The 11,773-nt window shown below is 53.9% G+C and carries 9 protein-coding genes and 1 riboswitch; of the genes, 6 read left to right on the top strand and 3 right to left on the bottom strand.

Annotated elements, in window-relative coordinates; translation table 11 throughout:
* From D5S03_RS03365 to D5S03_RS03380, 4 genes are all read left to right on the top strand, one after another.
* The coding region (locus D5S03_RS03365; protein ID WP_287042668.1) for a Uma2 family endonuclease at window positions 1-587 on the top strand (587 nt) is incomplete at its 5' end.
* Between the two features lie 16 nt (window positions 588-603).
* Window positions 604-1,284, top strand: coding sequence for a phosphoribosylglycinamide formyltransferase (gene purN, locus D5S03_RS03370; RefSeq protein ID WP_008871139.1), 681 nt, complete (start codon window positions 604-606; stop codon window positions 1,282-1,284).
* A gap of 31 nt (window positions 1,285-1,315) precedes the next feature.
* A complete protein-coding gene (locus tag D5S03_RS03375; protein ID WP_287042669.1) occupies window positions 1,316-3,853 on the top strand; it encodes a TIGR03960 family B12-binding radical SAM protein in 2,538 nt (845 codons plus the stop codon).
* A 149-nt stretch (window positions 3,854-4,002) separates the two neighbouring features.
* Window positions 4,003-4,461: an RT0821/Lpp0805 family surface protein gene (locus D5S03_RS03380; RefSeq protein WP_287042670.1), complete on the top strand. Its 459-nt coding sequence runs from the start codon at window positions 4,003-4,005 to the stop codon at window positions 4,459-4,461.
* Between the two features lie 52 nt (window positions 4,462-4,513).
* On the opposite strand, the gene D5S03_RS03385 is transcribed toward D5S03_RS03380, so the two are convergent.
* The 3 genes from D5S03_RS03385 to D5S03_RS03395 are packed head-to-tail and all read right to left on the bottom strand — an operon-like array spanning window position 4,514 to window position 8,577.
* Window positions 4,514-6,172, bottom strand: coding sequence for a GGDEF domain-containing response regulator (locus tag D5S03_RS03385; RefSeq protein WP_287042671.1), 1,659 nt, complete (start codon window positions 6,170-6,172; stop codon window positions 4,514-4,516).
* A gap of 43 nt (window positions 6,173-6,215) precedes the next feature.
* Window positions 6,216-7,856, bottom strand: a complete 1,641-nt coding sequence (locus D5S03_RS03390) for a hybrid sensor histidine kinase/response regulator (protein ID WP_287042672.1) — start codon at window positions 7,854-7,856, stop codon at window positions 6,216-6,218.
* A gap of 43 nt (window positions 7,857-7,899) precedes the next feature.
* Window positions 7,900-8,577 carry a cobalamin B12-binding domain-containing protein gene (locus D5S03_RS03395; protein ID WP_008871144.1) on the bottom strand — a complete coding sequence of 226 codons (678 nt, stop codon included), beginning with the start codon at window positions 8,575-8,577 and terminating at the stop codon, window positions 7,900-7,902.
* Between the two features lie 529 nt (window positions 8,578-9,106).
* Window positions 9,107-9,335, top strand: a riboswitch (cobalamin riboswitch).
* Window positions 9,336-9,471: 136 nt separating this feature from the next.
* On the opposite strand from D5S03_RS03395, the gene D5S03_RS03400 reads away from it, so the two are divergent.
* The gene (locus D5S03_RS03400; protein WP_287042673.1) at window positions 9,472-10,497 is read left to right on the top strand and encodes a FecCD family ABC transporter permease; all 1,026 of its coding nucleotides are present in this window, start codon (window positions 9,472-9,474) and stop codon (window positions 10,495-10,497) included.
* 3 nt (window positions 10,498-10,500) lie between these two features.
* Window positions 10,501-11,274, top strand: coding sequence for an ABC transporter ATP-binding protein (locus D5S03_RS03405; RefSeq protein ID WP_287042674.1), 774 nt, complete (start codon window positions 10,501-10,503; stop codon window positions 11,272-11,274).
* The last annotated feature ends 499 nt before the right edge of the window (window positions 11,275-11,773 follow it).

Consider the following 11,773-nt stretch of genomic DNA (forward strand, 5'->3'; position numbering starts at 1 on the left):
CCAGACATGAACAGGAATTTTTTACTTACCGGGACTATCTGCACTGGCCCCCGGACAAGCGTCTGGAGATCATTGACGGCACTGCTTACGACATGACTCCGGCTCCGCTTATAATTCACCAGCAGATCCTTCTGGGACTGGCCCGGCAGATTGATGAAGTTCTCGAAGACTCCTCCTGCCGGGTGCTGCCGGCACCTGTGGACGTACTTCTGCCCCGCGGTCTGGAAGCCGACGAGGAAACCGACACTGTGGTCCAGCCCGACCTGGTCATCGTATGCGATCCGGACAAGATCCGGGAAAAAAACATCCGCGGAGCACCGGAATGGATAATCGAAATCGTCTCCCCGTCCACTGCCGGGCATGACCAGATACGCAAACGCGAGCTCTACGAAAAAAGCGGGGTCAGTGAATACTGGATAGTTCACCCCACTGACGGACTGGTCATGGTTTACAGGCTGGAAGACAATGCATACGGCAAGCCGGAAGTAATGGAACTCAAGGACACCACCCGCTGCATGGCCGTACCTGAGGTTTCAGTGGACTGGGATCGCGTAATGCGCCGCTTGCGTGAAGCGGAAAACCAATAAAAGCCTGGAATACAATATGCCATACAAAATAGCAGTTCTCATATCCGGTTCAGGGTCCAACCTGCAGGCCATCATTGACCGCATAGAGCAAAACGTTCTGGATGCCCGCATTACCCGGGTCATAAGCAATAAACCAGGAGTCTCTGGTCTGGAGCGGGCCGAAAGGCACGGCCTGTCCACTACGGTTATTGAGCACAAAGACTACCCTTCCAGGGAAGACTTCGACGCCGCCCTGGTGCGGGTGATCCAGGACAGCGGAGCCGACGGCGTAATCCTGGCCGGATTCATGCGCATCATCACCCCGGTCTTGATAAACGCCTTTCCGGGCAACATATTAAACATCCATCCCAGCATCCAGCCGGCCTTTCCCGGAGTCCATGCCCAGAAGCAGGCTGCAGAATACGCAGTCAAGCTTTCCGGGTGCAGCATCCATTTTGTGGATGAAAAAATGGATCACGGTCCCATCATTATCCAGGCTGCGGTTCCGGCCCTGGCCGGGGACGATGAAAAATCCCTGGGCTCGCGCATCCTGGCCCTGGAGCACAGGATCTTCCCCCAGGCCGTACAATGGCTGGCCCAGAACCGCCTGGAGATAAACGGCCGCACCGTAAACGTACTCAACGCCCCCTCGCCTGCCGTAGTGGAAGCGGATACTTATCCCGCCCTGGTCAGCCCCGGACTGGAAGACGGGTTTTAGATTAATCAAACCCCAAACACCAAGCATAAGATTGAAAGAACTTCTCCCTTTTCTACCCAGACCCAGTCACTATCTTGGCCAGGAAGTCAACAGCGTGCACAAGAACAGGCGCAGTGCATCTGTGCATATGGGCCTGGCCTTCCCCGATGTTTACGAGGTGGGCATGTCCTACCTGGGCCAGAAGATACTTTATCACCGTATCAATGACCAGGATGAGTACTACGCCGAAAGGGTCTTCTCCCCGTCCCTGGAAGCGGCCGGAATCATGCGGGAGCAGAACACCCCACTTTGCACCCTGGAATCTGACACCCCCCTGGGGGAACTGGATATTCTGGCCTTCAGCCTGACCCACGAACTCTGCTATACCAACATCCTGTATATGCTGGACCTGGCCGGACTGCCTTTCAAGGCTCACGAGCGAAGCGGGGCTCATCCCCTGGTTATTGCCGGTGGCGGAGCCACCTTCAATGCCGAGCCAGTGGCTGACTTTTTTGACCTCATGGTCCTGGGCGACGGCGAAGAAGTCATCCTGGACATACTGCAGAAGGTCAAAATTGCCCGGCAGCAGGGCATGTCCAGGCAGGACCTGCTGCAGACCCTAAAAAAACTCCCCGGGGTGTACGTGCCCGGATTCTTTAAAGGTCCCGGGCTGCCCCTGACCCCGCTGCGAGAGGATTACAGGCAGGTTACTAAAAGCCTGGTAACTGATCTCAACCAGGTCCCCTTTCCCACCCGGCAGATTGTGCCCTACGGCAAGGTCATCCACGACCGATTGAGCATTGAAATCGCCCGGGGCTGCACCCGGGGGTGCCGCTTCTGCCAGGCCGGAAGCATATACCGGCCGGTGCGCGAAAGAAGCATCTCCCGCATCCTGGAGGATGTCCAGCAGGGGCTTCTGGCCACAGGCCTGGAAGAGCTTTCATTTCTGTCTCTAAGCAGCGGTGACTTCTCCGCCCTGGAGGAACTTTTCACCAGGAGCTTTGCCCGCTGCCAGCAGCAACAGGTGGCCATGGCCCTGCCTTCCCTGCGGGTAGGTTCAGTCAATGAAAGGCTTATGCAGCTCATGTCGCGCATACGCAGAACCCAGGCCACCCTGGCCCCGGAAGCCGGAACCAGCCGCCTGCGCCAGGTCATCAACAAGGGCATCACGGAAGAACAGCTACTCAAGCACACTGGTCATCTCTTTGACCTGGGCTGGAAAGGGGTCAAGCTCTACTTCATGGTGGGGCTGCCCACTGAGGCTGATGATGATTTAAAAGGCATAAGGGATCTCTGCCAGAAAGTCCTGGAAACCGGGCGTTCCCGGAAGATAAAGCCCCAGGTCACCGCCTCGGTGGCCCCGTTTGTGCCCAAGCCCCACACCCCTTTTCAATGGGAGCGCCAGGCTGGGCTGTCTGAAATACGTGAAAAGATCTTCCGCTTAAAAGACCTGTTCAAGACCAGCAGAACTCTGAACCTCAAGTGGCACGATCCGGAGATGAGTCTTCTGGAAGGGATATTTTCCAGGGGAGGCCGCGAACTCTCGCAGGTGGTGGCCGGGGCCTACGCCCGGGGTGAGACATTTACCAGCTGGAGCGACTGTTTTCGCCTTGAGCCCTGGCTGGACATCATGGATAAAAGCGGTCTCTCCCCGGATACTTATCTGCGGGCCAGGGACACTGATGAACCACTGCCCTGGGACCACCTGCAAAGCGGCATGGAGCGAAGATACCTTTTGACCGAAGCCAGAAGGGGCCGTCAGGCCCGGACCAGCAAGGACTGTCGCTATCACGCCTGCCGCATGTGCGGTGTCTGCGACAAAAAATCCAGGCCTTCCAGCCTGCGCAAAGTAAGCCAGACCCCATCCATTTCCAATGTCTTGAACCGGGATTTCCGGGATCAGGAACATGATACTGAAGATATTGACTCTAACCTCCTGGAACAGAAAGACTTAAGCCCCAAAACCGCCCACCTGCGCATCTGGTATAAAAAGACCGGGCTGTGCATCTACCTGAGCCAGTTAGAGCTGCAGTCTCTGCTGGAGAGGGCCATGCGCCGGGCGGGCTGGCCTCTCAGCTTTTCCACTGGCTTCAGGCCCGCCCCGGTAATAGCCTTCGGCCGGGCCCTGCCCGTAGGGGTGTCCAGCCTGGAGGAATGGTACAATATTTACCTGAGAAAACACTTAGACAGCAGCCACCTCCTGAACAGCCTCAACAATGAACTGCCCCGGGGCATGCACGCCTTTGCCTTAGAACACCTGAGCCAGGGCCGCAGGCAGCCCCAGTCCATCCAGGAAGAATTCCAGGTGGAACTGGACCTGTCAGGGGAAGACCTGCAAAAAGCAATGACCACCTGGGAAAATTACAGGTCCGCGCCTGAATTCCTGGTTCAAAAACAGACCAAAAAAGGACTCTCCACAAAAGACCTGTGCTCATACCACAAACATTCCCACTGGGAGAAAAGCAGCCTGAAAGTGGTTTTTACCTGGGAAAAGGACTATTTAAGCCCACTTTTTATCCTGCAAAGCATTTTTTCAGACCTGGGCCGGGAAAAAATGCACATCACCAAGACCCGTCAGATTATGGACTGATTCCGGGCCAATAAACTTTTTGAACAGGGCAATTCGCATATTCCCATTGCCTTTCACACCCGCATGAGCTAATATAAACTTTAAAGCGATACTTGTTTTTTTAAACAAGAGGCCTGTTATCAACTTTAAGACCCCTGGAGGATATTATCATGCGTTATCTTGTTGTCTTGACCCTGGCAGCCATGCTGCTGGCGGGCTGCACCACCCAGAAACATACTGTGGGCGGGGCGGCTCTGGGCGGAATCGGCGGGGGAGTAATCGGCTCCCAGATCGGCAAGGGCACCGGTCAGACCGCGGCCATCATCGGAGGAACCCTTCTGGGCGCTGCCCTGGGAGGATATGTGGGCAGCTACATGGACCGCATGGATGAGATGGACCGGCGCAACATGAATCAAACCCTGGAGACCAAACCCACAGGGACCACTTCCCAGTGGCACAACCCCGATACACAGACGGATTACGCCGTGACCCCCACTGAGACATATCAGAGGGATGACGGGCGGTACTGCCGGGAATACACCACTGAAGTGCAGATCGGAGGGGAAACCGAGAAGGCCTACGGCACAGCCTGCCGCAGGGACGACGGGGCCTGGGAAATAATCAACTGATTTCTCTCTATAGCTTGAATGCAGCGGATAAGGTTCCGCCAGTTCTGGATCCTCATCCGCTGCAGAAGGCATAACATGATTTTGGATCTTTCTTGGCCCGGTACATGCTTTGGTCCGCCAGGCGCAGCAGTTCCTGAGGGTCAGCGGCATCATCGGGATATATACTGATCCCCATACTGAAATCCTGGTGAATCTCCACCCCCTCCAGCACAAAAGGCCTGCTCATCTCACTTGATATTTTCCGGGCCACCCGCAGGACATCCTGACTGCTGCTGATACTTCCAAGAACTACTACAAACTCATCCCCTCCATAACGGGCCACTGTATCGCTTTTGCGTACACACTTCTGCAGGCGCTGTCCCACCTGGTAAAGAAGCTTGTCCCCAGCCATATGACCGTAAAGATCATTGACCGGCTTGAATGAGTTGAGATCAAAAAAGACAACCCCCACTTTGTGCCCGTAGCGCGAAGCCATGGCAAAAGCCCTCTCCAGCCGGTCCAGCAGAAGCTCCCGGTTGGGCAGTTCCGTAAGATAGTCATGCATGGCCCTGTACGCCATCTCTTCCTGGGCCTTCTTCAACAGGGTAATATCCGAAATCATGGCGTACCACATTTTCTCCCGGACATCGCTGTAGGGAACGGTACTTATGCGCAGCCACTTATAGGAGTTGTCCCGGTCCAGCACCCGGAACTCCCCATGAAATGGTTCATTTCTGTTCAGACTGTCGCCCATGCTTGAGCTCACCTGCTCTGAGTCATCCGGGTGAACATTGTCCCACAGCCTGACCGGATCCTTCAGGATATCTTCCGGGGTGACCCCCAGAAGCTCAGTTACTCCCCGGCTCACAAACAGAGGCAAAAGCCCTTTTTCTTCCTGGACCTGGTACTGAATCACGGCTCCGGGCATATTTGCGGTTACTTCCTTGAGCAGCTTTTCGCTTCTCTCCAGTGCCTGCCGGCTTTTCTGCATATCGGTTATGTCCTGGGCAACCTCAACTATGCTCAGCATCCTGTCATGCTCGTCCTTAACCGGATAAGCCCGCACTTCCCATATCCTGCCGTCCGGAGTATCCACGATGGAATGATCCGGGCTCTTGCTTTCCAGAGACCTGGTGACCGGACACTTGCGGCAGGGCTTATCATTTTCGTTCCACAGATGGTAGCATTTGCGGCCGATGAGTTCTTCGGCCCTCATGTCGAGACTGTCCGCCGCCGCCTGATTGGCCCAGAGTATGGTCAGTTCATGGTCCATGCACAGAACCAGCTCCCTGATGCTGTTCAGGACCATTTCATACCACCTTCTGTCTTCATCCAGCCTCATCTCGGCATACCTTATGCGCAGCATGGCCTCGATCTGAGCCAGAAGCTCCCTTGTCCTGACCGGCTTCACCAGGTATCCGTCAGCTCCGGACTCCAGTCCCTGGGCCCTGTCATCGGATTCGGTCTGAACACCGGAAAACATTATCACATAAGTTCCCTGCAGCCGGGAGTCTGATTTGATTTTTCTGCATATCTCCAGGCCTCCCATGTCCGGCAGCATCACATCCAGCAAAACCAGGGCAGGCCTTCTGTTATAGACCATTTCCATGGCCTTTTCTCCGGTGGGGGCCTTCAAGACGTTGTATCCGGCCTCCTGCAGCACTCTGGAGGTCTGCATCATGGTCACGGGATCATCCTCTACAACCATGATCTCTTTTGCATTGGCGTTCATATTAACTTTTTTCCTCCTGCATCAGGAGTGCCCCCCAAAAAACCTAACCAGCTTCAGGGCTTAAAATTGACCCGAGAACCCGCTGTAACCGCTGGAAATTAAAAGGCTTGGGCAGCAGATCATCCGCCCCCGCCTGCAGAAAATTTTCCTGTTCCTCATGATCCAGGGCACTCATGACCACCACCGGCAGCTTTTCCCTGCCCTGTTCCTTCTCAATGGTGCGAAGCCTCTGCAGTACTTCCATGCCGCTCATTTCAGGCATGACAATGTCCAGTAGAATCAGGTCAAAGCTGTCTTCCTGCAGGGCCTGAAGCACCTTTTGCCCATTGTCCACAAGTTTGTATTCCACACCCATCTTATCCAGGTATCTGGCCAGTATGGTCTGGTTCATGGGCTCATCTTCCGCCACCAGGATCCTGCCGGAAAAATTCAGTGGTTTCTGCTCGATGGTCTTCTTTTCTTTGTGCAGGGCATCATGCCCGGACTTGAGGTGCATGGGCAGAGTTATGGTGAATGTAGTTCCTGCCCCCTGACTGCTCTGCACTTCTATTGTGCCGTCATGCGCTTCCACAAGTCTTCTGGCGATGGCCAGACCAAGGCCCACGCTCCCCTCTCCCTGGGTAGGCCTGGAACTGGTGGTCTGATATTCTGCAAAGAGCCTGTCCATTTCTTCACCGGGTATACCCTGTCCGTAGTCGGACACATCCAGCACCAGGTAGCCGTCTCTGGTATACAGCCTGACATCCACGGTACTGCCTGAAGGGGAGTACTTTATGGCATTGGTCAAAAGGTTGGTCACCATCTGGGTAAACTTGGCCACGTCCAGGTTGACTTGGGGCAGATCCTCCAGAACATGACAATTAAGAGAAATATCCTTTTCCCTTGCCAGCATCCGCAGAGGATCAAGGGCGTCCTGCACTACCCGGCCGGGGCGGACATTTTCCAGCTGCAGATTTATCTGACCGCTGTCGATCTTGGTCACGTCCAGAAGGTCTTCCACCATCCCCAGCATGAACCTGCTCAGGCTTTGAATCTTATCCAGCATGCCGGCACCGGTCTCGCTCAACTGGTGCTTCATGTCTTCCTGGAGCAGTTCTGCGTAAAGTTTTATGGACCCCAGAGGATTTCGCAGGTCGTGAGCAGCCATGCCCAGGAAAAAATTTTTCTGAGAATTGAGTTTTTCCAGGCGCACGATTTGCCGGGCAAGCTCGCGCTGGGCATTTGTCAGTTCATTGTTCAGGCTGGTCATTTCCTGAAGAACGGTGTTTCCCTCTTCCATGAACTGCTGCTCTCTGGCCTGGGTGGAATACTTCTTGTAAGCCTCCCGGATAAGATTGGTCTGCTCGTTATTGACCTTCAACAGCTCCTGGTAAAGATCGTTTAGAATGTCCCTGCTGTCTCCGGCCGTGATGACCATGTTATCCTGCACCCTGACCCCGGTAAAGTCTAAGGTACAGATCTCACCATTGACCTGCACGTTGAGCTCCCAGTTTAAGGCCAGTCCCTGTTCGTCCAGCTGCTTCCAGAAATTTTCAGCCTTCTGCATGGAATCCTGATGAAGGATATCATGAAAAAACAAGTCACCTGCAGCGTTTTCCATGTCCTTGAGGCCGTTGTACAGGACTTCCCGTATTCTGCCCGAGGCTTCACAGACTATGGCCAGGCAGTTAAGTGAGTTCTGCATAGCTTATCATCCTGATTCAAATCCTGATCTACATCTGGCTGGTTCAGGAGCACAGACTGAAGGCCAGTTCAACAGCCTGCACAGCATCCATTGCGCTTCCGTCTGCTCCGATTTTCTCCCATCCTCCGGGCTCCTGCAGGAATGCATGGCCTCCCACCATAATTTTCACGCCTTCCAGTCCCGGAGTCTGCCTTACTTCCTTTATAATGGCCTCCACCCTCGGCCTGTTGGAAGTCAGTGTGGCTGATACAGCCAGAAGATGGACATTCTGATCCTTAACAGACCTGACCACTTCTTTTTCGGGCATGTTGGCCCCCAGGTAATAAGTATCCCAGCCCTTCATCTCCAGAAGATCCGTGACCATGCGGATGCCCAGTTCGTGCAGCTCCCCGCCCACACAGCAGGCCACCATGGACAGTCCGTTTTTTTCAAAAGTCATGATCCTGGGGTACAAATGAGACATGATGAGCTGGGTTACAGCGGTGCAGTAATGCTCCTGGGCAATGCTTATCTGGTTGGCAAGCCACAACCGGCCCATTTCATACTGAACCGGCTGAAAAACATACATGTATATATCCTGGATATCCACTCCCCGGTTCACTGCGTCCAGGATCAGGCGGACAGCTTCATTGCGACTGGACCCGCGTATGCAGTCCAGATAGGACTGGGCAAGTTCACAGTAAGGATTCTCTTTGCTGATACAGGAGGCTTGCTTGTTCATGGACTCATCCACAGTTTTGATATATTTATCGGTTCTACATCGTCTCCGGCCGGGACCGGCCTGTTTACAAGCAACTACAAAATTCAGTTCAGTTATATTGACACTCGACTCCCCGCCTGCCCCGGACAAGACAGCAGAGATTTTCCCTGCGCCTTTGCTTCATGGCGATTATATAAATAATGTCAAAAAAAGCCAGTAAAAGCAATCCGCTGAACAGACCGGAATACATACGGACTGAAAAAAAACCCGAGATATCAAGTGGAAAGACATAATCCTTTTATCTTACGATACCCTGTCCTCTGTTACCTGTCCTGCAGACCGGGACGGCGTCAGTTTGCTGATTAATTCTGGACAGATAAATCTCCAGTAAATGACTGTGAATATTTTTTAAAATAAAACCAGAGGTTTGAGTGACGTTTTCTCAGCAGATTCCTTTTCTTGACTTCACCTGCAGTTCAAGATATCAGGATAAATCACTTGAAGCAGGTACCGGCAAAGGCAGCTTCCAGCTGCTGATGCACGCTCACCTGACGGAGAAGAAGGTTCGGGTGCGCTTTGCGCCTAACAGGGAACCCTGTGCAAGTCAGGGACGGACCCACCGCTGTAACCGGGGACCAAAGCCGCATTCAGGCCACTGCCCCGCACTTACTTTTCTATGGGTGTTTTTTCCTTGAAGAAAAAAGTAAGTGCGGGGCGGGAAGGCGCGGCAAGTAGAAAGATCCGGAAGTCAGAAGACCTGCCTGAACCTCTTGAAGAATTGCCGGGCCGGACAATCGGCAAAAAAAGATCATGATGCCGCGGATGAAAATGGGACATCCCCGGGTCGACAACAATCGGCCCGGGGTTTTTTTATTTCAGAAGACAGAAAAGAAGGCTGGTTATCTTCAATATTTTATGCGCATAAGGACATCCATACTTCTCGTTACCCTGACATTCATGCTTCTGGGCATGATCATCGCCTCGGTAAGCATGGGCTACGTCCAGGTGCCTCTGTCCACCACTTTCCAGATGCTCTTTTACAAGATCACCGGGCAGCAGGAGCTTTTGCTCCAGGCAGACCCGCTGGTTTACACCGTGATTTTCGAGGTCAGGCTGCCCAGAGTACTCACCGCAGCCATTGTTGGCGCGGGCCTGGCCCTGGCCGGAGTCATATTCCAGGGTCTTCTGCTGAACCCCCTGGCCGACCCGTATACTTTGGGGGTATCATCCGGAGCGGCTTTCGGGGCCTCCCTGGTGCTGCTTTTCAACCTGCAGTTCCTTGGGCTTTACACCCTGCCCCTGTTCGCCTTTATCGCCGGATGCCTGACCCTTCTCTTTGTGGTCTATCTTTCGGCCACGGCCGGGGGACTGTCCTCCAACAATCTTATTTTGTCCGGAGTGATAGTCAGCGCCATTCTTTCAGCCGGCATAAGCCTGTTCAAGTACCTGGCCCAGGAAAGGGTCTCGGTGATAATATTCTGGCTCATGGGCAGCTTTGCCTCCAGCACCTGGCCGGAGCTTATCCTGACTTCGTCCATGGTGTTTCTGGGATTCATGGTCTTCATGTTTTATTCCAGGGATATAAATCTCATCTGCCTGGGCAGCCGGGCCGCGGCGTCTCTCGGCGTGGACACCACTAAGCTCAGGATTATCCTCCTGATAACCGCTTCCCTGGTGGCCGCGGTCTGCGTATCCATCTCCGGGATAATCGGGTTTGTAGGCCTTCTGGTGCCGCACATGATGCGCTCTCTAACCGGACCGGAGCACAGAAGCCTTTTGCCGGTGAGCCTTTTGTGCGGGGCGGTGCTTCTTCTGGCCGCGGACACTTTGACCAGGACCATGCTTCCGGCGGAAGTGCCCATTGGGGTGCTTACAGCCCTCATTGGCGGGCCTTTTTTCTGCTATATCTTCCGCAAACGCCAGATGCAGTTCAGGGTGTAGAGTATGGCCTTTTCCATGAAAGATGTACATTTCGCCCTGGGAGAAACCAGCATCCTGGAAGATATAAACATTGACCTGCCTCCGGGCAGAATATACGGCATCCTGGGTCCCAACGGCAGTGGCAAGTCCACCTGGCTGGACCTGCTCATCCGGCACAGGGTGCCGCAGCAGGGCATGGTAGAGTATAACGGCCGCCCCCTGGGATCATACTCCAGGAAACAGATATCCAAGGAAATGGCCTTAGTTCCCCAGGACTACCGCCTGAACTTTCCCTTCCAGGTCCTGGAGGTGCTGCTCATGGGCAGATATCCTTTTCTGCCGCGCTTTGCCTCTCCTGGCAGCCGGGACCTGGATATCGTCCGGGAGGTTATGCAGAAGACCGGCCTGGAAAAATTTCAGGACAGGATGGTTACTGAGCTGAGCGGTGGTGAGCGCCAGCGGGTGGTTTTCGCCAGGGCCCTGGTTCAGGATACGCCGGTGCTCATTCTGGATGAAGCCACGGCCAGCTTAGATATCAAACACGGCCTGCACCTTCTGTCCTTAGTGCGGCAAAAAAACCAGCAGGCCCGGACCACGGTCTTTTCCGTGTTTCAGGATATCAACCTGGCTGCAGCCTTCTGCAGCCATATTATATTTTTCAAGCAGGGACGAATCCTGCTGCACGGCCCGACTACAGAAGTGCTCACCCCGCAAAACCTGGAGCGCGTCTTTGACGTCCGGGCCAAGGTCTATTTCGACGATTATGCACAGTCCACCCAGGTGGTGTTCAAGGTTTAACATCTCTGTGCGCGCATCTTAGTTATCTGTTAATTGTTATCTGTTATCTGTTAATTGTTAATTGTTAATTGTTAATTGGGGTAAGGCAACTCCCGGAAAATAGAATTATTAACCTGGGTGGGCGGCGACCTTTTAATTTCCCGCATGTTGCCCAGAACTCCCCACCCTGAAACTGTTACGTTATTTTCAGGTAGTTGCCATAATCAAGCTCCAGTAGGAGTATTTATACAGATGCCTGCGACAGAGTGTTGCCACGCCTCGATCTGCTCCCCTCCTTGGCTAAGGAGGGGTTGGGGGTGGTTCGATATTTAGCTCCCTTCCTTAACCGGCTTCTATTCAGGCCAAGCAGGGGAGCTGTACCGTGGCCTGGATTTACTTGGGTGGTGGACTTCTGGAATGTTGATAAGGAAGGGATTTCATACAACCACCCCCGGCCCCTCCTTGGCTAAGGAGGGGAGCTACACCGTGCCCTGGATTTACTTGGGTGGTGAAAGCTTAG

The sequence above is a fragment of the Desulfonatronospira sp. MSAO_Bac3 genome, assembly GCF_003838035.1.
Classification (GTDB): Bacteria; Desulfobacterota; Desulfovibrionia; order Desulfovibrionales; family Desulfonatronovibrionaceae; genus Desulfonatronospira; species Desulfonatronospira thiodismutans.

What these genes read in the sequence shown, in the direction of transcription:
- D5S03_RS03385 (WP_287042671.1), bottom strand. Translation starts at nt 6,172, where the DNA reads ATGAACGCCAATGCAAAAGAGATCATGGTTGTAGAGGATGATCCCGTG.
- D5S03_RS03380 (WP_287042670.1), top strand. Translation starts at nt 4,003, where the DNA reads ATGCGTTATCTTGTTGTCTTGACCCTGGCAGCCATGCTGCTGGCGGGC.
- D5S03_RS03400 (WP_287042673.1), top strand. Translation starts at nt 9,472, where the DNA reads ATGCGCATAAGGACATCCATACTTCTCGTTACCCTGACATTCATGCTT.
- D5S03_RS03395 (WP_008871144.1), bottom strand. Translation starts at nt 8,577, where the DNA reads ATGAACAAGCAAGCCTCCTGTATCAGCAAAGAGAATCCTTACTGTGAA.
- D5S03_RS03390 (WP_287042672.1), bottom strand. Translation starts at nt 7,856, where the DNA reads ATGCAGAACTCACTTAACTGCCTGGCCATAGTCTGTGAAGCCTCGGGC.
- D5S03_RS03405 (WP_287042674.1), top strand. Translation starts at nt 10,501, where the DNA reads ATGGCCTTTTCCATGAAAGATGTACATTTCGCCCTGGGAGAAACCAGC.
- purN (WP_008871139.1), top strand. Translation starts at nt 604, where the DNA reads ATGCCATACAAAATAGCAGTTCTCATATCCGGTTCAGGGTCCAACCTG.